This is a genomic window from Microcystis sp. M083S1 (assembly GCF_020246405.1).
GTDB lineage: Bacteria > Cyanobacteriota > Cyanobacteriia > Cyanobacteriales > Microcystaceae > Microcystis > Microcystis aeruginosa_C.
In genome coordinates, this window is the sequence record NZ_JADBTB010000055.1 from 1 (window position 1) to 21895 (window position 21895).

Here is a 21895-nt window from a genome sequence, read left to right on the forward strand (position 1 = left end):
AATAGGTAAAGGTTCTGTGCATTTGGCTAAATAGATTTGTTTGTCTTTAAATTTAAAGGCTGATTTGGTAAATTCGGCACTTCCTCCCTGATGTTTTTTCTTAAAGTTAGGATACTTAGTACGACCAGCAAAGAAATTAGTGAAAGCTGTTTGTAGGTGTCTTAACCCTTGTTGTAAAGGTACACAGCTAACTTCGTTTAAAAACTCTAATTCTTCTTGCTTTTTCCAATCGGTTAGCATTGAAGAAGTTTGAGCGTAGCCTACTCTTTCTTGTCTTTCGTACCATGCTTGTGTTCTGACATGGAGAGCTTTGTTGTAAACTAATCTTACACAGCCCAAAGTGCGCCGCAATAGCGACTCTTGTTCGGGTGTTGGGTAAAATCGGTAAGAATAGGCTTTTTCCATACCTCACATTCTAACACATATTTTGTAAATGCGCTAAGATTTAACAGTAAAGCCGTCGTAGAACGACGGGGTTTCAGACCCAAAATTTTCGATGATAGGATTCAGTATTCAGGAGTCAGGAGATTGTTTTTATTTATTCTCCCCACATCCCCACATCCCCACATCCCCACACCCCTTTTAAACAGGATTTAGTATGACTTTAATTGACTCCTCGGCGCTCTCCCCGGCCGTCTATTTTATTGGTGCGGGCCCCGGAGATCCGGAATTATTGACGGTAAAAGCCTATAAAATTCTCCAAAAAGCCGATGTTATCCTCTTTGCTGATTCCCTCGTCCCCAAACAAATTCTTGAGGACACTCCTAAAGATGCTGAGTTAATTCCCACCAGTAGCATCACCCTAGAGGAAATTATCCCTTTAATGATCGATCGCGTGCGTCGGGGTTTAGCGGTGGTGCGACTGCAATCGGGGGATTTAAGTCTCTATAGTGCCATCCAAGAGCAAATTGAGCTTTTGACAGCAGCAGATATCCCCTTTCAGCTAATCCCCGGAATTAGTGCCTTCCAAGGATTAGCGGCCAAATTGGCCCTAGAATTAACGATTCCGGAATTAGTCCAGACAATTATTCTAACCCGGGTGGAAGGAAAAGCATCTCCCATGCCAGAAAGTGAAGAATTAGCCTCTTTAGCCGCCCATAAAGCCAGTTTATGCCTATATTTAGCCGCCCGTCATGTTGACAAAGCCCAGGAAAAACTCCTACGATACTACCAGCCAGAGCAACAGGTGGCCGTTTGTTTCCGTCTCGGTTGGCCCGACGAAAAAATCTGGGTTGTCCCCCTGTCAGAGATGGCCCAATTAACCCATCGGGAAAATTTAACTAGAACTACCCTTTATCTAATTAGTCCCGCTTTAAACCAGATTACAGGAACTCGATCGCAACTTTATCACCCGCAACATTCCCATCTTTTCCGTCCTCATCCTTAGGTATTTTCTGAGAAATGTACCGAAAGAAATACCCAGTTTCTACCTAAAGTTAGAGTTAAAGAGCGGCGATTTTGTTTAAGATTATTTCAGGAGGTAGGACAATTTTAAAAACGTTTAAAATTAGTCTAACAATCCATGCACAGCTGCCCTATTTGTTCGGGAATTACCCTTCGTCACCTTGTGGCTAGTCGTGCCTACTGGTATTGTCCTCACTGTCGTCAAGAGGTTCCTAACTTCCTTGATTGCTCCATTCCTCGCAGGGTAGAGCGAGTTAGAGCGGAAAAAACAGTCTAGATTTTAAAGTTGGTAGATGGCAATAATATCTGTGGGATGTGTTAATTTTTAACCCATCCCACTTTACCTGTCTATACATCCCGAGGATTGAGATGACTCATTTCCCAAGTCACATAGGTACCGATCGGACTCCAAATCAGGTAGGGTAAGAGTAGGATGCCCGCCCAAGAAGAAACAGGGAAAACCAATAGCACCAGAAGACAACCCAAGAAAAAACCCGTACCTCCGATAATCGTTCCCGCTTTGAGACTGCGTAGTTTACAGGTGACGGGAGTATAGGCAGTAATAGTCAATTCCACCAACAGATAAAAAGCCATCAAAAACCAGCGATTAGCCGGTTGAGCTTCCCAGACTAAATAAGCAGAAATTGCCCCACAAATATAGATAATTGTCCAGATAAGAGGGATTAATCCTTCAAAGGTTAACCAATCGGGACGACGCAAACGCGCAAACCAACGCACATCGCGAGAATTGAGTAATCCCCCAGCTAACGCTACCAAAAATCCGACGACACCGATAAGCAACCAAGAGGGAATCATCATTTTTAGCTATCCTCCGCTAATTTTGGCTTTGTAACCCGATTCAATGAGAATTTGTAGGATCTTTTGGCGATGATCTCCTTGGATCTCAATGGCATTTTCTTTAACTGTACCACCCGTTCCGCAAGCAGTTTTTAACTGTTTTAATAATTTCGTCAGAGTTTCGGTTTGGCATTGAAAACCTGTAACCATGGTAACGGTTTTTCCCGCACGACCAGAGCGGGAGGTTTGTACTCGCAAATTCTGCTGATTCGGGGGTAATTCGGGAATGGAACGCTCAAAAGCCTGAGAATTGCTTTGATCTCCAAATTCCTGATAGGCAATCCGGTTTTTTTCCTTTGATTTACTCATATAGCAATTATCATACTGGGTTTGGGGTTTGGGGAAGTGGGGAGATGGGAATTATGAATTATGAATTATGAATTATGAAGTGGGGAGAAGGGAGAATAAATAAAGATATAGCGTTTCCTGTTTGCAAGAGGTACATTATCGATGTTGAAAAGCTTAATCAGCAAAAGTTTAAATGTACCACACAGGTGTGAAAAACGCTATAATCTCCCGACTATTGACTACTGACTCCTGACTCCTGACTGCTGATAGCTCTTAATTGGTTGGACTGGCAGCGCATTTGATTAAGTTCAGCTGCCGACATTCGATCGAGATGACCTAAAATCATATTAACTCGACCTTGGGATTTTAATTTTTCTCGATGTCGTGCCAAAAAATCCCAGTAAAGAAAATTAAAAGGACAGGCTAAATCCCCGACTCGTTCATTTTTTTTATACAGACAACCCCGACAATAATCACTCATTTTATCAATATAGTTGGCCGAGGAAGCGTAGGGTTTGGAAGCGAGAATTCCCCCATCGGCAAATTGTCCCATTCCCAGTACATTAGTCTGCATTACCCAATCGTAGGCATCGATAAAAACACTATGAAACCAGTTTTCAATCTCTTGGGGAGAGCAACCAAAAACTAAGGCAAAATTGCTCAAAATCATTAATCTTTGAATATGATGGGCATAACCGGTATTTTCCACCTGTGATAATACTTGTTTGAGGCAATTCATCTCGGTTTGTTTACTATCCCAAAAGAAAGCCGGTAAGGGTTGTTGATGCTCAAACCAATTACCATTAGCGTAATCTTCTCCCAAATAATGATAAATTCCCTGCATATATTCCCGCCATCCCAACACCTGACGGATAAATCCTTCGATGCTATTTAGGGCTAAATTATCTTTTTTATAGGCAATTGCTGCCCCTTGAATCACTTCCAAAGGCGTTAGCAATCCTAGATTCAGATAGGGAGATAGTAGGGAATGCCAGAGGGTTTCTTCTCCCGTTACCATCGCATCTTGGTATGGTCCAAAGTTGGGCAGACAATTAGTAATAAAATGCTCCAAAACCTGTAAAGCTTGTCTGCGGTTTACTGCCCAGCGAAAAGGTTTGATTTTTCCATATTTAGGAATATCTAAAGCTTCCACATCAGCGATAACCTGAAGGGTAATTTCATCGGGTTCAAACCAAAGAGGATCAGTTGTTTTTAATCCATCCTTGGGCGGTTTGCGGTTTTGTTTATCAAAGTTCCATTGTCCTCCTATGGGTTGACTATCCTCCATTAAAATCTGCCATTTTTTGCGACTTTCTCGATAGAAATCCTCTAGTAATAGTCTTTTACGAGATTTAGCCCAATTATTAAAATCTGTCCTTGTCCAGAGAAAGTGATTATTATCAATTAGGGTTATAGCACAGTCTAAATTGAGATTTTTGATTAATCTAAGAAAAGGCAAATCATTAGGCATCATTATCTGTAATTCTTTAATACCTAATCGCTTAATCCAAGCAGATAAAATCGGTTCAAAATCTTCAGCAACTTCGTAGGTTACAGACCATCCTAAAGTTTTTAATTCTTCGGCAAAATGACGCATCGCCGACCAGATTAAAACTAATTTTTGCCGATGATAGGGTCTTTGTCGAATATGATTGTGGGATTCAATTAAAATAACTGGTGTTTCCTGTGAATAGGCTTGACAATTAGCTAAGGCCGCTTGTCCTGTCCATAATTGATCCCCTAAAATCCAAATACCAATGGTCATAATTATCTCATGGCCTCTACTATTCCGCCGTATTTTTTAGCCATAATATCCGCCATTTCCCGAGCAGAAAATTTACTGGCTTTGTCGATGCTGGGGGTAAATGTACCCGTAGGGGTTAAATAATGGGTAAATACCCCGACTTTTTTGCTAATAATCCACATATTTCTTGAAGTCAAAAATCAAAAAGGGGATGGTAATTATGAATTATGAATTAGGAATTATGAATTAGGAATTGGGGAGATGGGAAAAAAAGCTGTCTCCTGACTCCTGAATACTGACTCCTATCTCCTGACTCCTGATTAGGTTTTTGTCCTGAGACTTTGGGCGCTTAGATAAAGTTGCGTCCATTCTTTGACCACTTGTGTGCGTTTACAGTTTAATTCGCCAGCGATTTCCTCAAGGGTTTTACCCGCTTTTAAGCCCTCGATAACGCTTTTACCCGTGGGAGAAAGACCAGCATAGTAACTTTGCCATTGACTGAGAGTTAAGCCAAAATTATGCTCTTTCGGGCTGATTTGTAACCATTCAGCGATTAATTCTGTCCCTTCCTTGAGGGCAAAAACCTTAATCGCATGATAGCCAACTTTTTCCCGGAGACGATAGATCTGTTGGATGGGAATATTCATCTCTTTGGCGATCTCATCTTGGCCTTGGCCCCCTAGATAGAGGTTAAACCAAGTCACCGCCTCCGGACTAACATTTTCCTCTAGATACCTAGCAAAACTCTCTTGAACTTTTGCCCGTTGAATTTGCGCTTCTTGACAAGTGCGTTGATCTTCGTAGGTAGCGATCGCATTTTGATCCAGTAAACTTAAGCTATTTTCCCCCTCATCGCCACTAATTTCATCGGAGAGAATCCGGATCATTTCTTGCCGCGGCACATTAGTGATACCGCTTCTCGATTGACGACGGAGATAATTAACAAAACGATAGGCTAACAGGGGTTGATTGCGGATCGGACGCAGAGCGTATTCCTCTAGGGTGGCTAACAGCAGCTGATCACGAGTAGCTTGATCATTGGTACAACGAGCGATCCATGCTAACTGGGATTGCAGATAGCGATCGCTATTTAACATCTCTTGAATAATTTCCTGCAAGACATCGGCCACCGCTTGCTGACGATCGCGACTTAGGGAAACCCAAGTGCGAATTTGTTGCCGGAGAGTGACACAAGCACCGAGACGATCAATCAGGTTACGATAGGCGCGGGTGGGATTAACTTTGAGATAGCGTTGCCGCAAAATTTGCCAAAGATAGACTAATCCCCGTTTAGCGATTTCTAGCTCTCTCTCATCTAAATTTTCCCAACGTTGGCTATCTTCACCGAGTAACCAATTGATAATGGTATCCCGTTCGCGATCGGTTAAGGAATCCTCTGTTTGAGAGAGGCGATCTTGCCATTGTTGCCTTAACTCGTCGATTATTGTCGTCATCGAAAAATTGAGTTCCAAACCCCGTCTTTTGAGGACGGCTTTAGTTTGAATATTAGCGCATTTACACGATATATGCTAGAACCTGAGCCATGGAGAAGGCCTATCGCTACCGATTTTACCCAACACCCGACTAGAACGAACTAATCAATTAAGTCTTTTGCCAGATAAGGATTTAGGGCGATTGCATCCCTTCCTAGGGTGTGTTCCCTGAAAACATGACAATTTCAAGGTTAACCAATATTTGGGAATGCACCACCCCTACCATTTATAATTCGGGAACATTTTCCTGTTCATAATTTTCTATTAATATTCCCAAAATTTCCATTAAAGAAGCAAGAGGATGATTTTCATTTTCTCCTATTTCATCTATCAAATTATCTAACATAATTACTAATTGTTCATATTCTGATTCGTTGCGAGGGATAAAGAGTATTGGCTTTAAGTTTGTCCAGGCTTGCCGTGTTTTCTCTATATCTATCGTCGGCATTTTTTTACTCCTTCCATTTGTTTTTGTCGTATTCAGAATGAGTTAAAACTTCTCGAATATAAATTTTTTGTCGATTGTAATGAATCGCCGCTATGAGTCTAATCTTATTTCCGCCTATGTTAAAGACAGTCAGTTTTCCTACTTTGTCAGCATTGGGGAAAATAGTTCTTAATTCTGCTATGGACTGAAATTGTCCTGTCTTCATTTTTTGATACCATTCTTTTAATGCTGATTTGGTTTCGGGATACCTTTCGGCAAATTCATTTAATTTCCTCCGACTGATAACGTGCATTTTATTAATAAATCCCGAAAATATTCCCGTTAATTAGCTTTAACTTTCTGCCCCATTGTATCGGCAGTGGTAGTGGAAACCATGGCCGCCATAACTTGTTCGGGGAAAACCGTAAAAGGCAGACGATGAATGTCCGAATTAGGCTGACAGGCAATTGCGGCCGCGTGGCGCAATTGGGCAAGGGAAACATCTTTTAATCCTAAATCCTCTAGGGATTTCGGTAAACCAATTTGTTCATAAAACTGGATTAGTTGCCCCCGGGCCGATACTGCCAATTGATTACCCAAAACTATTTCCTCTAGACGCAATTGGGCGAGAATTCCGTAGGCGACTTTTTCCCCGTGGAGCGCGTGATGGCAAGCGGGAATATGGGTTAAACCATTATGAATTGCATGGGCGGCCACGGTACGACAATTAGCGCCCCCTAAACCACCAATTACTCCGGCTAATAAAACGGTGGCATCTACCACCTGTTTCCAGTCCTCCCCGCCGATATTTTCCAGAGCTGCCGGGGATTTTTGGAAAAGGATATCCCGCAAAACCCGGGCCTGTTGGACAGCGGCAATGATCAGGGTTTCTGTGGAATGACCGCTACTGACGGAGGCCTCGTACCATTTAGCGATCGCATCGCCAATACCAGCGATTAAGGTTCTTTTCGGGGCAGTTTGGATAATACCGTAATCGAGAATTAATAAATCCGGACAACGGGCTAGGGACAGATCGTAAAGAAACGCCCCCGCGTCGGAATAGACGTTAGATAGGGCTGTCCAAGCGGCACAAGTGGCGGCGGAGGTGGGAATCGTGGCGATCGGCAAATGGCACTGATGGGCGAGTAATTTGGCCGTATCGAGGGCCTTGCCGCCACCCACACCGATGATAAAATCTGCCTCATGACTCTTGACAGATGCCTTTAAATATGCTAAGGAATTTTCCGAACAATCGGGGGCGTAACTGTGATAGCTAGGAGTGAGATTTTTCAGGGGAGATGACAAAAAAGCTAAATTGCGATCGCCGCCCACCACCAGGGGACGTTTACCCAAATCCGCTAACTTGCCGGTGGATTCTTCTAGGGCATTGTCACCCCGAATCACTTGTGCGGGGGCGATTAACAGGGGCAAAACAGCGACAGCATTGGACATTTTTTGACAACCTCAAGGATTATTGGCTAATTTTAGCGAAACTTTCGGGAAAAAGCTGTAGTTCAGGTGTATTATCCCCCGGGGCGGAGAAGGATTTTTTAATCTGTCCTAAGTACAAAGGAGCAGATAAACCGGGCTGAGGGTGAACCAGAGTGCGAGCGCTAATGATAAATTGATTATTACCGCCAGCACCGGCGCGACCGGAGGAAAACAAGTCACTAGCGGCTTGTTTTAGGGTTGCTTCCACTTGCTCGGGAGTAACAGTATTGGGCAGGGAGATAACAGCTTGATTAGCTCCGTTATCATAGACAAGGGAGAATCTCACCGCCCCAGGAATTTCGGTACGGGTAAATAATCCTAACCCAAGACCGAAAATCCCCACCGTCAACACAGCCATAAAGCTAGTGACACCGACGAGACGAAAGCGGATTCCCCAACCGACGAGAAAAGCGATAATCGTAAGTACCAAAAAAACCAGCGTGGCAATACCAGACCATTGGATGTATTTGGCAAAGTTCAGGGGAATGTCCATATTTTCTATAATACTGATTCTATGAAAACGGTTAGCATAAACCATTGTACCTATCCTGTGGTCGAAACTTTCCATTCTGTTCAGGGCGAAGGCTTTTGGACGGGAAGCAATGCTTTTTTCCTCCGTTTGGGAGGTTGCGATGTCTATTGTCCCTGGTGCGACCAAAAAGAGTCTTGGAATGCCCACCGTTATCCCCAACAATCCCTAGGGGAATTGGTTGAGATGGCAAAAGGGGCTAACCCCGCTATGGTGGTGATTACCGGGGGTGAACCTTTAATGCACAATCTTGATCCTTTGACCAAGGAATTAAAAAATCAGGGTTTACGGGTACATTTAGAAACTTCTGGCGCTCATCCTTTTACTGGGGTTTTCGATTGGGTGACTTTTTCTCCTAAAACTTATAAAATGCCCGATCCTAGTATTTATGCACAGGTGAATGAGTTAAAAATTGTCGTGGCTAATCCAGAGGATTTAGACTGGGCAGCTATGCAGGAAAGTAAGTTATCGGAAGGGGTGATTAAATATCTACAACCTGAATGGAATACAGTGGAAAGCAAAGAGTTAGTCTTTAATTATGTTCTCCGGCATCCCCAATGGCGCCTCAGTCTCCAAACCCATAAGTTTTTAGGAGTCCGCTAGTCAGTTATCAGTTATCAGTTATCAGTTATCAGTTATCAGTTATCAGTTATCAGTTATCAGTTATCAGGAGTCAGTCTCGATGAAAAAATCTTCACCCCCACAGATGAAAGAGGTTTCCTTCCCTACACCCCACACCCTACACCCTCTTTCAAGTCAGGAGATTACTTTTTATTTATTCTCCCCACTCCCCAATTCATAATTCATAATTCATAATTCATAATTCATAATTCATAATTCATAATTCCCAATCCCTAATTGACTAACAAGAGGTAAAATACTATGTCTAACAACAATTCTGAACGAGTAGTGCGTCGTGGTCGAGTTTTTCCGGAGATTCAATCTACAGAGGAAGAAAAGGCCAAACATCGCGCCCGACAATTAGAATTTTATCATCGTTGTTGGCCGATTTTTCAGAGTTTACAGCCCCGGTTAATGAAACATTATTATGGTTGGTACATTGCGATCGAACCCGATAGCGGCGATTATTTTATCGATCCCGATCAAGAAGTGGCCAGTAAAAAAGCAAGGGCAAAATATCCCGACAAAATTCATCACATCTTTGGCATTAATGAAACTGGAGTTAGTGGCAGAATATGATTGAAGGGAGATTTGGAACCAAAGGACAAATTTATTTTGATATCGATTTAGTTGGCGATGATGGATTGATTCTACCCACAGAAGTCATGCTGGATACGGGTTTTACCGAGTTTTTAGCCATAAATAGTCAAGATGCTGACAGTCTTGATTGGCGTTTTTTGCGACAAAATAAATTGATAACCGCTCAAGGAGAAGCATTTTTTGATATATATTTAGGCAGAGTAAGAATTGATGGTCAGGAATACGAAATTCCCGTCTTTGCAGGGGAGGCAATTCAGGAGATTTTGTTAGGTTCGCGGTGGCTAAAACAATTTATCTTAGTAGCTAATTATCAACAAACACAGGTGACATTAGGATAATGACAAAAAAGGCGATTATTTTACTTTCTGGGGGATTAGATTCAGCGACAACAGCAGCGATCGCTTTAGCGGCTGGTTATCAATTAATCGCCCTTTCCTTTCGTTATGGACAAAGACATGAGCGGGAATTAGCGGCGGCGAAAAAAATTGCTAATTTCCTCGAAATTAAAGAACATCATCTGATCGAAGTCAATCTATCTTTGTGGGGAGGTTCCGCTTTAACGGATCAATCTATTGCTATTCCCCAAGAGGGAATTAACCCGAATATTATCCCGATTACCTATGTGCCGGGGAGAAATACAGTTTTTATTTCGATCGCTCTTTCTTTAGCGGAAGCAAGGGAAGCGGAGGCGATATATTTAGGAATTAATGCGGTGGATTATTCCGGTTATCCCGATTGTCGTCCCGAGTATTTAGAGGCCTTTCAAACTTTAGCTAATTTATCATCGAAAGCGGGTTTAGAAGGGAAAGCACCCCAATTAATTGCCCCTTTGGTGATGGATAGTAAGGTAGATATCGTCCGTCGTGCTGTGAGTTTAGGGGTTCCCATTGCTGATACTTGGTCTTGTTATCAAGGAGAAGTTGAACCCTGCGGTTTATGCGATTCCTGCCGCATCAGAGATCAGGCTTTAATTGAGGCAGGTTATCCCGAATTGGCTACTTCCTTCTTAAAACAGTCAGGAAAAGGGGGAGCATAGTGAAAAATGGAGATAATCTAGGCGATTAAATGTTCAATGAGGATTTTACCGCCGATTAATATTAAAACTAAACCGCCGAGAATTTCTACCTTTTGGCTAAATAAATTACCGAATTTATGCCCGATAAAAACAGCTATAAAACATAAAACAAAGGTAATAAAACCAATGACAGTGCAAGCTAAAAGTAAGGGAGTTTTAATCATCGATAGACCCAAACCAACTACTAAAGCATCGATGCTAGTAGCGATCGCTAATCCGATTAAAGTATAGGAATCTAGAGGATTAAATTTTTTTTCCTCGTCATCATTTTGAACAGCTTCGTAGATCATTTTACTGCCGATCGCCCCTAGAATAATAAAAGCGATCCAGTGGTCAAAAGAGGCAAGAAAATCGCGACAGGTTAGACCGATACCCCAACCAATCATCGGCATAATCGCTTGAAATCCCCCAAAAAACAAAGCAATTTTCAAAGCCTTATTAACATGAATATGACGAATCATCAGGCCACTGGTCAGAGAAACGGCCACGGCATCGGCGGCTAATCCCACAGCAACAAAGGAAGTGGTTAAAAGTTCGAGTGAAGTAAACATCTATAGTTGTTTATCCTTTAATTTCCCCTTATCTTAACTAATTTTTACCCAGAAAACTTTCATATTTATCTCATGATCCTCTCATTTATCTATCATTTCTCTAACCTAAGTAGGTAGGCGTTAAAAGTTGTCAGATGCCCCCCTTATCAAGGGGGGATTAAAGGGGGGATCGGCACCCCCCTTATCAAGGGGAGCAGGGGGGATCGAACCTAAAATCCATTTTTAATTTAATTATAACCAGCTACTTAATTACTGAGAGGATCGAATTGAAAACGTTTAAAACCACATTATCGGTTCCTCACCGATTACCTCGACCTGATGGATTGCTTCTGGAGTAAAATTGATGATATCCTCAGCTTCTAGGACTTTTTCGCTCGCTACTGCCATTTTATCGGGAAATTCAGCCGTAGGAGTCCGAGTAACCAATCCTGCTGTTTCATAAATTCCCCCGAATTTTTTCCAGGACAAAGTTGAGGAAGATACCTTTTCCCATCATCGATCATCCCGTCTGCCTTTAAGGTGGCGAACGCTACCATATAGGGAAAGTGCCAAGTAAAAAATTATGATAATTTCGAGAATTACTGGAGAATGAGGTGGGAGAAAACGGTGATAAAATTAGCTAATTGACTCCCCTAACTTAAGCCCCCAATAACCGCTCACCGAAAATATGGCTGATTTTTTTAACACCTATGGTTTTTTAATTGTTTCAATGATCTTTGGGTCCATTTTAGGCATTTCAATTTATCTGCCCTTAATGGCCGGTCAATTATCCTTAGCAACCCCCGGTTTTTACGCTTTAGGTGGTTATGTTGCCGCCATTCTTTCCACGAAAGTTTTTACTAATACCGGTGGCAATTATCCCCTGGCTTTGGTCTTTTTAGAAATGTTAATTGCTGGCATTATTGCGGGAATATTAGCAATATTTTTAGGTATTCCTGTTCTACGTTTGCGAGGGATTTATTTAGCTATTGCCACGATTGCCTGGGTAGAAATTTTGAGAATTATTGCCCTTAATCTCGATATAACCGGCGGTGCGGTCGGTATTTTCGCCATTCCCCAACCTTTCACTACTCAATTAGCCTACCTTTGGCTGGCTTTGCCCCTCTTATTGCTAACTATGCTGTTTCTCTACCGGTTAGAAAACATCAAAATTGGTCGGGCATTTAACGCCATTCGTGCCGATGAGTTGGCGGCTGCGGCCATGGGAATTAATCCCACCTATCACAAGGTTTTATCCTTCACTTTCGGGGCAGTTTTAGCGGCAGTTGTGGGAGCGGTAAGCGCCCATTTTCTCAATACTTGGAATTCCCGTCAGGGAACCTTTGATTCTAGTATTATTTTCTTGGCTTTTGTTTTAATTGGTGGTTCCAGAACTTTTGTCGGGCCGGTGGTGGGAGGCATTGTTTTAACTGCTTTGCCCGAAGTTTTACGCGCCCTCGGCGGCGTGAATGGTTTACCAATTTGGTTGGGGAATTTCTTGCGCGATGGTCGTTTGATTATTTTTGGAATTTTAATTGTTTTGGGAACTATTTTTTATCCCCAAGGCTTAATTACACCTGAATTAATCAAAAAAATAATGCCTTTTAAAAGACGTTCCTCTCTTAGTCAAGTTGATTCCTAATTACAGTGATCAGATTTTAGTTTTCAGTTCATTGATTACTGTTTACTGTTCACAGCCAAAAACTCCCCATCTCCCCACTCCTGGCCCCTAACCCACCCTGCTGATACGGATATCCCCCTTCCGGCTAATGTAAAGAAAACGTTACAGTAACAGGTAAAGCCCAGTAGCCAGGAAGCCGTCGATCATGTTTGAATACTTTAACCAGAAAGCTATCAAAGCGGTGATGTTCGCCCAAGAAGAAGCCCGTCGTACCGGTCACAGTGTCGTCGGTACGGAGCATTTACTGTTAGGATTGATAGGAGAAGCCACCGCCACCGCAGCCTTAATTCTCAAGGATTTAAAAGTTACCCTGCACGAAAGTCGCCGCCTGATTGAAGGAATGACCGGCCGCGGCACCGGTTACAGTCCCGTTAATATCCCTTTTACCCCGAAAGCGAAAAAGATGTTCGAGCAAGCATTTCAGGAAGCTCGACAATTAGGGGAACAGGCGATCGCACCTGAACATCTATTACTCGCTATCACCGCCGATCCCGAATCCCTAGCCGCTAAAGTTTTAATTATGCAGGGTGTTGATTTGATCAAACTTCGCGGCCTTTTAATTAAAAATGCCGGGGAAAAAGTCGCTAGTGGTCGCTTCACGGCAAAGAGTGACTATGAAGACCAGAAAAATGCTCCCCAAGGCGGGATTTTAGCCCAATATGGTCGCAATTTAAGCCAAGAGGTCAAAAATGGCAAAATTGACCCTGTAATCGGTAGAGAGCCAGAAATCGAGCGAGTTGTCCAAATTTTAGGCCGTCGTACCAAAAGTAACCCGATTTTACTGGGTGAGCCGGGGGTAGGCAAAACAGCGATCGCTGAAGGGTTAGCACAACGCATCCATAATGGCGATATTCCCGAACTTTTGCAGGATAAACAGGTAATTGCCCTCGATATGGGGTCTTTACTGGCAGGAACCCGTTTTCGCGGCGATTTTGAGGAACGTTTAAAGGGTATCGTGGAGGAAGTTCGCAAATCGGGCAGTATTATCCTGTTTATCGATGAAATTCACACTCTTGTGGGTGCTGGTAGCATGGGAGGAGCTATGGATGCTTCTAACTTGCTTAAACCTGCTTTAGCTCGCGGCGAGTTACAGTGTTTAGGGGCAACTACTCTCGATGAGTATAAACAGCATATTGAGCGAGATGCGGCTCTAGAAAGACGTTTTCAGCCAGTTATGGTGGGAGAACCGACCAAAGAGCAAGCGATCGAGATTTTACAGGGTTTAAAAGCCACCTACGAGGATTTCCATCAGGTAAAATACGATCAAAAAGCGATCGAAGCTGCCGTTAATCTATCCTCGCGCTATATCAATGATCGCTTTTTACCAGACAAAGCGATCGATCTTCTCGATGAAGCGGGATCCCGCACCCATCTACGCTATTCCCTACAAAGTAAAAGTCCCGCAGAGGTTAGCGAAGAATCACCCCTAATTAACCCCGAATCTTTAATTCCGGTGGTGGATGCGGAGGAAATCGCCCAAATTGTCGCCGCTTGGACTGGTATTCCCGTTACCCAATTAACTGAAACTGAGTCGGAATCGCTCTTAAATCTGGAATCTCAACTGCACGAGCGGATTATTGGTCAACAGGAGGCAGTAAATGCCGTTTCTCGTGCTATTCGTCGAGCGCGAGTCAATTTAAAGAATCCTAACCGTCCGATTGCCTCGTTTATTTTTGCCGGTCCCACGGGAGTGGGTAAAACTGAATTAACGAAAGCCTTAGCTAAGTTGCTCTTTGGCTCAGAATCCAGTATGATTCGCCTAGATATGTCGGAATTTATGGAATCCCACACGGTTTCTAAGTTAATTGGTGCGCCGCCCGGATACATCGGTTACAATGAAGGCGGTCAGTTAACGGAAGCAGTGCGTCGTCAACCCTATAGAGTGGTCTTGTTTGACGAAATCGAGAAAGCACATCCCGATGTTTTTAATCTTCTCCTGCAACTGTTAGAAGATGGTCATTTGACCGATTCCCAAGGTCGTCGGGTGGACTTTAAGAATACCCTAATTATCATGACCTCGAATATTGGCTCAAAAGTCATCGAAAAAGGCGGTAATAGCTTAGGATTCGAGATTGCTGACGATTTTGCTCAATCGCGTTACCAACAGATTTCTAATCGGGTGACGGACGAGTTAAAACAATATTTCCGTCCCGAATTTCTCAACCGTCTCGATGAAATTATTGTTTTCCGACAGTTAACTCGCGAAGAAGTTACCCAGATTGCCGATATTCTGATCGCAGATATAGCCAAACAATTGACAGAAAAAGGAATTTCTGTGGAAGTTACTGCCGCTTTCAAGGATTTGGTCATCAATGAGGGTTATGATCCTAGCTACGGTGCGCGGCCTTTACGTCGTGCCTTAACTCGACGCTTAGAGGATAGTTTAGCCGAGGCGATGTTATCGGGAAAAGTCAATTCTGGAGACCATGCGCTATTAGATGTAACTGCTGAAGCTGTGGTGACAGTCTCTAGTCACCGGCGCTCCGAGCAGAACGATATTCTCTCGCAATTACAGTTACAATCGGTGGGTTAATCCGCTCAAAAATTGCTTTTTTCGGGGTTGAAAATTTTTCAACCCCGATTTTTATAATCTGGGAAAAATAACTTCTAGGGGAGCGGGAATCATCTCGGTGCGAAAGTCCAGAATCTGGACTAGGATTAAATAGGCAACGGCGATTAAAATCGAAATCGCTCCTGTGATAATGGCGATAATTTTACCAGAATTCATATAGTTAAACGTTAATTTCCTCAGATTATTGATCTATTGCCGCAAAAGCTACCGAAATTTATTCTCATCTACGATTGCGAGCCTAAACAATTTAAACTGAGGATATCTTACAGCACAATTCTCCCGGACGGTTGAGAAGGCAGTGCATCTCAGTTTTGTAGAAATATCCATAACACATTTTGGGCGCAGGCCCGGCACCCCTACCATAAACCCTATCTAAAGCTGTCCCTTGAAAATTTGACGGGAGATAGTTCTTGTCCCTCAATCCATAGACTAAACCCTATGGTCAAGCTTTAAATTATTTTTTATTTGAATCCATGCAACCAGCAAAACCCTTGCTATAATCGCCAATATATGGTATAAAACCAATTTCATCCACTGCATCGGCATCCCCAAAGTTGATCAACCTCGCTTTGTTTTAAGGTAGGCTCAGGCCTGCCTTACTTTTTATCAGTGATCAGTAACCAGTAAGCAGAAAATTGCCATTTAATACCGATCACCGCTCAGACTGTCCACGGAAAACTCACATCTGATCACTGGTAACTGATCTGATCCCCTAGCGTGATAAGCTGAGTATTGGCTAATTTTACAAAAAATTAAGACTTTCCCCTTGTGGGAGTTATCAGCTAAAACCCAGAGTAGACATAAACAATGGTAGCGACAACAGAAACTAACGTTGGTAAAATCGTCCAGATCATCGGTCCTGTCATCGATGCCGAATTTCCCAGTGGCAACCTGCCCCGTATTTATAATGCCTTAACCGTAAAAGGAACTAACTCCGCCGGTCAAAATTTATCCGTTACTTGTGAAGTACAACAGTTACTCGGTGACAACCAAGTGCGTGCCGTTGCCATGAGTACCACCGATGGTTTAGTGCGCGGTATGGATATCGTGGACACCGGCGCAGCGATTAGCGTTCCCGTGGGTAAATGCACCCTCGGTCGGATTTTTAACGTTCTTGGTGAACCCGTGGACGAAAAAGGACCGGTTAACGTCACCGAAACCTCTCCTATTCACCGTCCCGCTCCCAAATTAGTCGATCTTGAAGTGACACCGACGGTTTTTGAAACCGGTATCAAGGTGATTGACCTGCTCACCCCCTACCGTCAAGGGGGCAAAATCGGCCTCTTTGGGGGTGCTGGTGTGGGCAAAACCGTCATTATGATGGAATTAATCAACAATATCGCCATTCAACACGGTGGTGTCTCGGTTTTTGGCGGTGTGGGTGAAAGAACCCGCGAGGGAAACGACCTCTACAACGAGATGATCGAATCGAAGGTAATCAACGCTGATAACCCCGAAGAATCGAAAATCGCCCTCGTTTATGGTCAGATGAACGAACCCCCCGGAGCGAGAATGCGCGTCGGTCTCTCCGCTTTGACCATGGCCGAATATTTCCGCGATGTCAACAAGCAAGACGTACTCTTATTTATTGATAATATCTTCCGTTTCGTCCAAGCTGGTTCGGAAGTATCGGCGCTCCTCGGTCGGATGCCTTCTGCGGTAGGATACCAACCCACCCTCGGTACTGACGTAGGCGACCTGCAAGAGCGGATTACCTCCACCAAAGAAGGATCGATCACTTCCATCCAAGCGGTCTATGTACCTGCGGATGACTTGACTGACCCCGCTCCTGCTACTACCTTCGCTCACTTGGACGGAACTACTGTACTATCCCGGGGTCTGGCTTCCAAAGGTATCTATCCGGCGGTAGATCCCCTCGGTTCCACCAGCACTATGCTCCAAGCTGATATCGTCGGTGATGAACACTACGGCACCGCTCGCGCCGTCCAATCTACCCTGCAACGCTATAAAGAGTTACAGGACATCATCGCTATTCTCGGTTTAGACGAATTATCGGAAGAAGATCGTCTCACCGTTGACCGCGCTCGCAAAATTGAGCGTTTCCTCTCGCAACCTTTCTTCGTGGCGGAAGTGTTCACCGGTTCTCCGGGTAAATACGTTACCCTCGCCGATACGATCAAAGGCTTCCAGATGATCCTCAAAGGTGAACTCGATAGCTTACCCGAACAAGCGTTCTATATGGTCGGCAATATCGATGAAGCGATCGCTAAAGGCGAAAAACTCAAAAAAGGCTAATTAAAAGTCAGTAGTAACCGCTAAACGCGGTTACTTAACCCAGAAATCTGCCAAAATTATCGTTATTATCACCAATGAGCATTACAGTACGGGTTATTACACCCGATCGCATTGTCTGGGATAACGTGGCTGAAGAAGTAATCCTACCCAGTTCCACGGGACAATTAGGTATTCTTAGCGGTCACGCTCCTTTATTAACTGCCCTGAATATTGGCGTAATGCGAATTCGACCGGGGAAAGACTGGGAAAATATCGCAGTTTTGGGCGGTTTTGCTGAAGTCGAAAATAATGAGATCAAAGTCCTCGTTAATGGGGCGGAATTAGGCTCAAAAATCGATAAAGAAAAAGCTCGCGCCGAATACGAACGGGCCCAAATCCGTCTCGATGAAGTCAGTAAAGGGGATGACCGTCGCAAAACTATCCAAGCGCAACAATCATGGCGCAAAGCTCGCGCTAGATACCAGGCCGCTGGCGGTTTAGTATCGGTTTAAACCCAACCAAATCAAATTAAATTAAAGCAAAATCGGGCGGGTTTATATAAACCTACCCGATTCTTTTTCAGTTATCAGTTATCAGTTATCAGTTAAGTAGTCGGACTTAACGGAGGCAGGGGGCAGGAGGCCGTTTTTGTAACGGGGATTTATGCCCCGCTCCAAAAACTTTTCGCCTTAAGGCGAGGTTTTAGACCCGATTTTTTCGATAAATTAATTGCTACCACTAAAAACAACTTCGGGGAATTTTAACTGTGCATCGGCCATGGGGATTTGTCGGCCTTGATTGCGTAACTCTTGCCAAAAATTAATTACTTCTGTGGCTTTGTTGAGAACATCAACGCGATCGGACTCATCAATCCAGTGTTTTGCTTCTAACTCCTCTTGCAGTTGTTGCCAAGCATCATTGCGCGGCCAGAAAAAATAAGCGGTGAGGGGGCTAGTTCCTTTGCCGACCACCTGATCCACAGCGATCGCTACGTTCTGATCTAACCACAATACTTTTAAAATAAACTTTGATTCGGAACTGACTGTCATTGTTAATCGTTAATCGTACAATTCTCGATTATATCATCTTTTGACTCAATTCTTCGCAGTCAGTTTTTAACTATTTTTTCCTATTTTTTCGCCAATAACCGCTATGATTCCCGAAACAGACTCTTTAGCTTCTAAACAAATCGGTGTGGCCGTAATTAGAGATGATCGAGATTTAATTTTAATCGATCGCCGTCTAGCCAAGGGACTCTTGGGCGGTTTTTGGGAATTCCCCGGTGGCAAAATCGAAGGCAATGAAACGGTACAAGAATGTATTAAACGGGAGATATTAGAAGAAATTGGCATTGACATCGCGGTTGATAGTCATTTAATCACCATCGATCACACCTATAGTCATTTTCGGGTTAATCTACAAGTATATAACTGTCGTTATCTCAGCGGCGAAGCAAGGGCGATCGAATGTGAAGAAATCCGCTGGGTAACTATCGAGGAACTAGATAATTACACTTTCCCCGCAGCCAATCAAGAGATTATCAGAGCCTTAAAAGACATGGTAAACTCGAAATGATTGCTGTTAATCGTCGAGTGATTATGCTTAATCCTTCTATTCGTCAAGAACCCCGCTACGAACCGGCCGCGGTTATTCCCCTAAAAAAAGACGCTTCCATTGTCGAGTGGTTAGAAAAAAATAATCGCATGATTCCCCGGGATAAAATCGCCGAACCGGATCTGACTCTGGAAGAAGATGTGGAACTATCTGAACTGATGGATGTCGATGATATCGGTTATGATGACGACGAAGATGAATTAGTCTTAGATGAAGATTAATCCCGTCTTCTTTGGCAAATTTTCCCCTTATCTGGCGCTTTAGTCGTGAACGCTAACATTTTTTCCGCCCCTATCTTTAAAAAACCCACTGGAACCCATCTGCTGATTCTACTAACGGGATTACTATTTCTGTTAGTAGTTTTTTTTCAGGCCACTAATTCCCTGTTACTGCCCCTGATGGCCACGACATTAATCAGTGCTGGTCTTGGTTGTCAAGTAGTACCGATGCTGCGGCGCTTGAAAATGGGTCAGATCATGCGCGAAGATGGACCCCAGGCTCATTTAAAGAAAGCAGGAACCCCGACCATGGGAGGCAGCTTTTTTGTGCCAGTAGCCCTTATTTTCGCTTTAATCTGGTCTAAATTTACTCCTAATGTGGTGGCGGTTGCTTTGCTGACTTTTGCTTACATGGGTATCGGTTGGTTAGATGATTGGCAAATTTTGCGTTATAAGTCGAATAAGGGCCTATCTCCCCAGATGAAGTTAATTTTACAGATAACCGGGGCGGTGCTTTTTTGTCTCTGGATGTCGTTCAATCAGGTGAGTACCGATATCGGCCTTTGGGGTCGATTAGTGATTCCTTTGGGCTTTTTCTTCTGGATTTTGGCGGGATTTGTCCTTGTGGCTGAAAGTAACGCCACTAATCTCACCGATGGAGTGGATGGATTAGCGGGGGGAACTGGTGCGATCGCTTTTTTGGGTTTAGCCATTATTATCGCTCCTAGTCATCCGGATTTGGCGATTTTCTGCACTTGTTTTGCTGGTGCTTGTCTAGGCTTCATTTTTCATAACCGCAACCCCGCTAAAGTGTTTATGGGTGATACGGGTTCCCTCGCTTTGGGAGGCGCTTTAGCTGCGGTGGGTTTAATTACTGGACATCTCTGGGGATTATTTTTAATTAGTGGTCTGTTCTTTCTGGAATCTCTTTCGGTAATCGCTCAGGTTATCTATTATAAAGCCACAAAAGGACCCGATGGCAAGGGCAAAAGATTATTAAAAATGGCTCCTTTTCATCATCATTTAGAATTAAGTGGTTGGACGGAAACCAGGATTGTGGGAGCATTTTATCTGGTTAATGCGCTTTTAGTTGTCTTGGCTATTTGGAGCAGTTAATTAGGCACTAAAGGAAAGACCACAACCGCAGGTATTTTGGGTGTTGGCATTGGTAAAACGGAAACCACCACCCATGAGATCTTCTGAATAGTCTAATTTTAAAATTTGTAGGTAGCGATCGCTGTCAGGATCCACTAAAATATTAATACCCTGACTTTGATAAAAGCGATCGTTTTCTGCCGCAATATCGGTTAATTCGAGATGATAGTGAAGTCCCGAACAACCACCGTTTTTTACTGCCAAACGCAGATAGGAACCAGTCAGGCGACGGCTTTGACTCCAACGTTCAATTTCTCTAGCGGCGGCGGGACTTAATTCGATCATTGTTTTTGAGACTATTGTAATAATGATATCAAGTTATTGTGAAGTTATACCACAGTTTTTGTCAAACTTTATGTTAAGAAAGATGTGACTAATGGATGGCGGGGGTAGCTGACAATTTTTAACACAGAAAACGGTTTTCTCCGAGAAACCCGTTTTCTAGGTGACTTAATGCTTCTTTCCAGGGTTCATTTTTAATCATTATGCTAACCGAATCACAGAAGGAGAGCTTAGACACTTAAACAAAGAAATTACCCTCTGGAATGCTCCCTAAAGCTGGTAAAGTACCGGTAAATCCAGTGATATTTATTAATAAATCATTGCTCGATTGGAAGCCAGCCGTGAGAGGAGCGGGTATTTGTCACAGGGGAATTAATTTGTGGTAGCATATAATTAAATGCGTCTTGTCTGCTAAGATAATGCTCAACCTTTCAAAAGACATTCATTCTCTAACTGAGTTTAAACGAAACACGACCCAGTTCCTAGAGCATCTCAAACAAACCAAAGACCCTTTGGTGCTTACGGTTGATGGGAAAGCAGCACTCGTCGTACAGGATGCGGAATCCTATCAGACACTTCTTGAAGCTGCTGAATTGGTTGAGACGCTTAAAGGAGTCAAGCGTGGTCTTGAAGAGATGAAGCAAGGCAAAGGTAAGAAGGCAGAGGAATTCTTCTCTGAATTGTTCGATAAGCTGGACAGTTCTCCATGAGCCAAAAGTATCAAGTCGTCATACAACCAGCAAGCACAACAGGGAATTAAAAAAGCCTATCTGTGGTTCAGTAAAGATTCTCCTCGAAAAGCTAGGTTGTGGCTAGAAGGATTGTACAAAGCAATTCTGTCACTAGAGCAAATGCCTTACCGTTGTTCACTGGCTTTTGAAAATAATTTCTTGGAGGAAGAAATCCGACAACTTATTTATGGTAAGGGACGTAGTGCCTACAGAATTCTCTTTACCATCACTGGCGATATTGTGCAGATTCTTTTCGTGCGCCACGTTGCACAAAAGCCTTTGTCAAGTCAAGAAGATGAAGAAGAGTAGAGGCCCATGGCATACCATTGTTGTCCTAAATTGTGACG

31 protein-coding genes and 1 pseudogene are annotated in these 21895 nt (G+C 43.4%); 16 read left to right on the plus strand and 16 right to left on the minus strand.

Features of this window, described 5'->3' with window-relative positions; all coding sequences use genetic code 11:
• Positions 1 to 405: RNA-guided endonuclease InsQ/TnpB family protein (locus tag IM450_RS04965; protein WP_287688719.1), on the minus strand; the 405-nt coding region annotated here is incomplete at its 3' end.
• Positions 406 to 598: 193 nt separating this feature from the next.
• On the opposite strand from IM450_RS04965, the gene cobM reads away from it, so the two are divergent.
• Positions 599 to 1387: a precorrin-4 C(11)-methyltransferase gene (cobM, locus tag IM450_RS04970; RefSeq protein WP_287665623.1), complete on the plus strand. Its 789-nt coding sequence runs from the start codon at positions 599 to 601 to the stop codon at positions 1385 to 1387.
• Positions 1388 to 1522: 135 nt separating this feature from the next.
• The gene (locus IM450_RS04975; RefSeq protein ID WP_190381893.1) at positions 1523 to 1681 is read left to right on the plus strand and encodes a hypothetical protein; all 159 of its coding nucleotides are present in this window, start codon (positions 1523 to 1525) and stop codon (positions 1679 to 1681) included.
• A gap of 71 nt (positions 1682 to 1752) precedes the next feature.
• On the opposite strand, the gene IM450_RS04980 is transcribed toward IM450_RS04975, so the two are convergent.
• The 5 genes from IM450_RS04980 to IM450_RS05000 all read right to left on the minus strand — a co-directional run bounded on the left by IM450_RS04980 (position 1753) and on the right by IM450_RS05000 (position 5748).
• Positions 1753 to 2220 carry a TspO/MBR family protein gene (locus IM450_RS04980; RefSeq protein ID WP_043997989.1) on the minus strand — a complete coding sequence of 156 codons (468 nt, stop codon included), beginning with the start codon at positions 2218 to 2220 and terminating at the stop codon, positions 1753 to 1755.
• 9 nt (positions 2221 to 2229) lie between these two features.
• On the minus strand, positions 2230 to 2571 hold the full coding sequence (locus tag IM450_RS04985; protein WP_002740237.1) for a translation initiation factor: 342 nt from the start codon (positions 2569 to 2571) through the stop codon (positions 2230 to 2232).
• A gap of 211 nt (positions 2572 to 2782) precedes the next feature.
• Complete coding sequence (locus IM450_RS04990; protein WP_287665618.1) at positions 2783 to 4315, minus strand: cryptochrome/photolyase family protein; 1533 nt, start codon at positions 4313 to 4315, stop codon at positions 2783 to 2785.
• A 2-nt stretch (positions 4316 to 4317) separates the two neighbouring features.
• Positions 4318 to 4476, minus strand: coding sequence for a hypothetical protein (locus IM450_RS04995; RefSeq protein WP_002739601.1), 159 nt, complete (start codon positions 4474 to 4476; stop codon positions 4318 to 4320).
• 138 nt (positions 4477 to 4614) lie between these two features.
• Complete coding sequence (locus tag IM450_RS05000; protein ID WP_287665616.1) at positions 4615 to 5748, minus strand: HetZ-related protein 2; 1134 nt, start codon at positions 5746 to 5748, stop codon at positions 4615 to 4617.
• 89 nt (positions 5749 to 5837) lie between these two features.
• Between IM450_RS05000 and IM450_RS22425 the strand changes: the two genes are divergently transcribed.
• Positions 5838 to 5882 carry a helix-turn-helix domain-containing protein gene (locus tag IM450_RS22425; protein ID WP_110980728.1) on the plus strand — a complete coding sequence of 15 codons (45 nt, stop codon included), beginning with the start codon at positions 5838 to 5840 and terminating at the stop codon, positions 5880 to 5882.
• 131 nt (positions 5883 to 6013) lie between these two features.
• Here IM450_RS22425 and IM450_RS05005 read toward each other — a convergent pair whose 3' ends face one another.
• Genes IM450_RS05005 through IM450_RS05020 form a run of 4 tightly spaced genes read right to left on the minus strand, consistent with a single transcriptional unit; the run spans position 6014 to position 8243 of the window.
• Complete coding sequence (locus IM450_RS05005; protein WP_002776565.1) at positions 6014 to 6235, minus strand: hypothetical protein; 222 nt, start codon at positions 6233 to 6235, stop codon at positions 6014 to 6016.
• Between the two features lie 4 nt (positions 6236 to 6239).
• Positions 6240 to 6527 carry a type II toxin-antitoxin system HigB family toxin gene (locus IM450_RS05010; protein WP_287665612.1) on the minus strand — a complete coding sequence of 96 codons (288 nt, stop codon included), beginning with the start codon at positions 6525 to 6527 and terminating at the stop codon, positions 6240 to 6242.
• 29 nt (positions 6528 to 6556) lie between these two features.
• Entirely contained in the window at positions 6557 to 7666 is a 1110-nt protein-coding gene (locus IM450_RS05015) for an iron-containing alcohol dehydrogenase family protein (protein WP_287665610.1), read from the minus strand.
• A 19-nt stretch (positions 7667 to 7685) separates the two neighbouring features.
• Positions 7686 to 8243, minus strand: coding sequence for a Ycf51 family protein (locus IM450_RS05020; protein ID WP_002789277.1), 558 nt, complete (start codon positions 8241 to 8243; stop codon positions 7686 to 7688).
• On the opposite strand from IM450_RS05020, the gene IM450_RS05025 reads away from it, so the two are divergent.
• From IM450_RS05025 to queC, 4 genes are all read left to right on the plus strand, one after another.
• On the plus strand, positions 8220 to 8837 hold the full coding sequence (locus tag IM450_RS05025) for a 7-carboxy-7-deazaguanine synthase QueE (RefSeq protein WP_287665606.1): 618 nt from the start codon (positions 8220 to 8222) through the stop codon (positions 8835 to 8837). The genes IM450_RS05020 and IM450_RS05025 overlap by 24 nt on opposite strands.
• A 279-nt stretch (positions 8838 to 9116) precedes the next feature.
• The gene (locus tag IM450_RS05030; RefSeq protein ID WP_002736011.1) at positions 9117 to 9434 is read left to right on the plus strand and encodes a hypothetical protein; all 318 of its coding nucleotides are present in this window, start codon (positions 9117 to 9119) and stop codon (positions 9432 to 9434) included.
• A complete protein-coding gene (locus IM450_RS05035) occupies positions 9431 to 9793 on the plus strand; it encodes a hypothetical protein (RefSeq protein ID WP_002756992.1) in 363 nt (120 codons plus the stop codon). Before IM450_RS05030 ends, IM450_RS05035 begins: the two co-directional genes overlap by 4 nt.
• Positions 9793 to 10491, plus strand: coding sequence for a 7-cyano-7-deazaguanine synthase QueC (queC, locus tag IM450_RS05040; protein WP_104396179.1), 699 nt, complete (start codon positions 9793 to 9795; stop codon positions 10489 to 10491). The genes IM450_RS05035 and queC overlap by 1 nt, the downstream gene beginning before the upstream one ends.
• A 17-nt stretch (positions 10492 to 10508) precedes the next feature.
• On the opposite strand, the gene IM450_RS05045 is transcribed toward queC, so the two are convergent.
• Together IM450_RS05045 and IM450_RS05050 are read right to left on the minus strand one after the other, a co-directional pair.
• Entirely contained in the window at positions 10509 to 11081 is a 573-nt protein-coding gene (locus IM450_RS05045; protein ID WP_046661714.1) for a manganese efflux pump MntP, read from the minus strand.
• Between the two features lie 276 nt (positions 11082 to 11357).
• The gene (locus tag IM450_RS05050; protein ID WP_287665600.1) at positions 11358 to 11549 is read right to left on the minus strand and encodes a hypothetical protein; all 192 of its coding nucleotides are present in this window, start codon (positions 11547 to 11549) and stop codon (positions 11358 to 11360) included.
• Positions 11550 to 11748: 199 nt separating this feature from the next.
• On the opposite strand from IM450_RS05050, the gene IM450_RS05055 reads away from it, so the two are divergent.
• Together IM450_RS05055 and IM450_RS05060 are read left to right on the plus strand one after the other, a co-directional pair.
• On the plus strand, positions 11749 to 12702 hold the full coding sequence (locus IM450_RS05055; protein WP_287665598.1) for a branched-chain amino acid ABC transporter permease: 954 nt from the start codon (positions 11749 to 11751) through the stop codon (positions 12700 to 12702).
• Between the two features lie 184 nt (positions 12703 to 12886).
• On the plus strand, positions 12887 to 15274 hold the full coding sequence (locus IM450_RS05060) for an ATP-dependent Clp protease ATP-binding subunit (RefSeq protein ID WP_287665596.1): 2388 nt from the start codon (positions 12887 to 12889) through the stop codon (positions 15272 to 15274).
• A 51-nt stretch (positions 15275 to 15325) separates the two neighbouring features.
• Here IM450_RS05060 and IM450_RS05065 read toward each other — a convergent pair whose 3' ends face one another.
• Entirely contained in the window at positions 15326 to 15469 is a 144-nt protein-coding gene (locus tag IM450_RS05065; protein ID WP_287665594.1) for a hypothetical protein, read from the minus strand.
• Positions 15470 to 16120: 651 nt separating this feature from the next.
• On the opposite strand from IM450_RS05065, the gene atpD reads away from it, so the two are divergent.
• Positions 16121 to 17569: a F0F1 ATP synthase subunit beta gene (gene atpD, locus IM450_RS05070; protein WP_002801250.1), complete on the plus strand. Its 1449-nt coding sequence runs from the start codon at positions 16121 to 16123 to the stop codon at positions 17567 to 17569.
• A gap of 74 nt (positions 17570 to 17643) precedes the next feature.
• Positions 17644 to 18060 carry an ATP synthase F1 subunit epsilon gene (gene atpC / locus IM450_RS05075; protein ID WP_002801251.1) on the plus strand — a complete coding sequence of 139 codons (417 nt, stop codon included), beginning with the start codon at positions 17644 to 17646 and terminating at the stop codon, positions 18058 to 18060.
• Between the two features lie 213 nt (positions 18061 to 18273).
• On the opposite strand, the gene IM450_RS05080 is transcribed toward atpC, so the two are convergent.
• Positions 18274 to 18597: a 30S ribosomal protein PSRP-3 gene (locus IM450_RS05080; protein WP_002760450.1), complete on the minus strand. Its 324-nt coding sequence runs from the start codon at positions 18595 to 18597 to the stop codon at positions 18274 to 18276.
• Positions 18598 to 18700: 103 nt separating this feature from the next.
• Between IM450_RS05080 and mutT the strand changes: the two genes are divergently transcribed.
• Genes mutT through mraY form a run of 3 tightly spaced genes read left to right on the plus strand, consistent with a single transcriptional unit; the run spans position 18701 to position 20496 of the window.
• Positions 18701 to 19123, plus strand: coding sequence for an 8-oxo-dGTP diphosphatase MutT (gene mutT, locus IM450_RS05085; protein ID WP_287665590.1), 423 nt, complete (start codon positions 18701 to 18703; stop codon positions 19121 to 19123).
• The gene (locus tag IM450_RS05090; RefSeq protein WP_002735746.1) at positions 19120 to 19383 is read left to right on the plus strand and encodes a DUF3134 domain-containing protein; all 264 of its coding nucleotides are present in this window, start codon (positions 19120 to 19122) and stop codon (positions 19381 to 19383) included. Before mutT ends, IM450_RS05090 begins: the two co-directional genes overlap by 4 nt.
• Positions 19384 to 19428: 45 nt before the next feature.
• The gene (mraY, locus tag IM450_RS05095) at positions 19429 to 20496 is read left to right on the plus strand and encodes a phospho-N-acetylmuramoyl-pentapeptide-transferase (protein WP_287665588.1); all 1068 of its coding nucleotides are present in this window, start codon (positions 19429 to 19431) and stop codon (positions 20494 to 20496) included.
• Here mraY and IM450_RS05100 read toward each other — a convergent pair whose 3' ends face one another.
• Entirely contained in the window at positions 20497 to 20820 is a 324-nt protein-coding gene (locus IM450_RS05100; protein ID WP_002774150.1) for a HesB/IscA family protein, read from the minus strand.
• A gap of 235 nt (positions 20821 to 21055) precedes the next feature.
• A pseudogene (locus IM450_RS22430) lies at positions 21056 to 21160 on the minus strand (bluetail domain-containing putative surface protein); the annotation flags it as partial.
• A 76-nt stretch (positions 21161 to 21236) separates the two neighbouring features.
• Between IM450_RS22430 and IM450_RS05105 the strand changes: the two are divergent.
• Both IM450_RS05105 and IM450_RS05110 read left to right on the plus strand, forming a co-directional pair.
• Positions 21237 to 21527, plus strand: a complete 291-nt coding sequence (locus IM450_RS05105) for a type II toxin-antitoxin system Phd/YefM family antitoxin (protein ID WP_002746031.1) — start codon at positions 21237 to 21239, stop codon at positions 21525 to 21527.
• A gap of 60 nt (positions 21528 to 21587) precedes the next feature.
• Positions 21588 to 21857: a type II toxin-antitoxin system RelE/ParE family toxin gene (locus tag IM450_RS05110; protein WP_230401259.1), complete on the plus strand. Its 270-nt coding sequence runs from the start codon at positions 21588 to 21590 to the stop codon at positions 21855 to 21857.
• Positions 21858 to 21895: the final 38 nt, after the last annotated feature.

Coding starts and splice junctions, on each gene's coding strand:
- IM450_RS05080 (WP_002760450.1), bottom strand. CDS start 18,597: ATGACAGTCAGTTCCGAATCAAAGTTTATTTTAAAAGTATTGTGGTTA.
- IM450_RS04985 (WP_002740237.1), bottom strand. CDS start 2,571: ATGAGTAAATCAAAGGAAAAAAACCGGATTGCCTATCAGGAATTTGGA.
- cobM (WP_287665623.1), top strand. CDS start 599: ATGACTTTAATTGACTCCTCGGCGCTCTCCCCGGCCGTCTATTTTATT.
- IM450_RS05055 (WP_287665598.1), top strand. CDS start 11,749: ATGGCTGATTTTTTTAACACCTATGGTTTTTTAATTGTTTCAATGATC.
- IM450_RS05010 (WP_287665612.1), bottom strand. CDS start 6,527: ATGCACGTTATCAGTCGGAGGAAATTAAATGAATTTGCCGAAAGGTAT.
- IM450_RS04995 (WP_002739601.1), bottom strand. CDS start 4,476: ATGTGGATTATTAGCAAAAAAGTCGGGGTATTTACCCATTATTTAACC.
- IM450_RS05020 (WP_002789277.1), bottom strand. CDS start 8,243: ATGGTTTATGCTAACCGTTTTCATAGAATCAGTATTATAGAAAATATG.
- mutT (WP_287665590.1), top strand. CDS start 18,701: ATGATTCCCGAAACAGACTCTTTAGCTTCTAAACAAATCGGTGTGGCC.
- atpC (WP_002801251.1), top strand. CDS start 17,644: ATGAGCATTACAGTACGGGTTATTACACCCGATCGCATTGTCTGGGAT.
- queC (WP_104396179.1), top strand. CDS start 9,793: ATGACAAAAAAGGCGATTATTTTACTTTCTGGGGGATTAGATTCAGCG.
- IM450_RS04990 (WP_287665618.1), bottom strand. CDS start 4,315: ATGACCATTGGTATTTGGATTTTAGGGGATCAATTATGGACAGGACAA.
- IM450_RS05035 (WP_002756992.1), top strand. CDS start 9,431: ATGATTGAAGGGAGATTTGGAACCAAAGGACAAATTTATTTTGATATC.
- IM450_RS05030 (WP_002736011.1), top strand. CDS start 9,117: ATGTCTAACAACAATTCTGAACGAGTAGTGCGTCGTGGTCGAGTTTTT.
- IM450_RS05100 (WP_002774150.1), bottom strand. CDS start 20,820: ATGATCGAATTAAGTCCCGCCGCCGCTAGAGAAATTGAACGTTGGAGT.
- IM450_RS05000 (WP_287665616.1), bottom strand. CDS start 5,748: ATGACGACAATAATCGACGAGTTAAGGCAACAATGGCAAGATCGCCTC.
- IM450_RS05025 (WP_287665606.1), top strand. CDS start 8,220: ATGAAAACGGTTAGCATAAACCATTGTACCTATCCTGTGGTCGAAACT.
- atpD (WP_002801250.1), top strand. CDS start 16,121: ATGGTAGCGACAACAGAAACTAACGTTGGTAAAATCGTCCAGATCATC.
- IM450_RS05045 (WP_046661714.1), bottom strand. CDS start 11,081: ATGTTTACTTCACTCGAACTTTTAACCACTTCCTTTGTTGCTGTGGGA.
- IM450_RS04975 (WP_190381893.1), top strand. CDS start 1,523: ATGCACAGCTGCCCTATTTGTTCGGGAATTACCCTTCGTCACCTTGTG.
- IM450_RS05090 (WP_002735746.1), top strand. CDS start 19,120: ATGATTGCTGTTAATCGTCGAGTGATTATGCTTAATCCTTCTATTCGT.
- IM450_RS05065 (WP_287665594.1), bottom strand. CDS start 15,469: ATGAATTCTGGTAAAATTATCGCCATTATCACAGGAGCGATTTCGATT.
- IM450_RS05060 (WP_287665596.1), top strand. CDS start 12,887: ATGTTTGAATACTTTAACCAGAAAGCTATCAAAGCGGTGATGTTCGCC.
- IM450_RS05005 (WP_002776565.1), bottom strand. CDS start 6,235: ATGCCGACGATAGATATAGAGAAAACACGGCAAGCCTGGACAAACTTA.
- IM450_RS05105 (WP_002746031.1), top strand. CDS start 21,237: ATGCTCAACCTTTCAAAAGACATTCATTCTCTAACTGAGTTTAAACGA.
- IM450_RS04980 (WP_043997989.1), bottom strand. CDS start 2,220: ATGATTCCCTCTTGGTTGCTTATCGGTGTCGTCGGATTTTTGGTAGCG.
- IM450_RS05015 (WP_287665610.1), bottom strand. CDS start 7,666: ATGTCCAATGCTGTCGCTGTTTTGCCCCTGTTAATCGCCCCCGCACAA.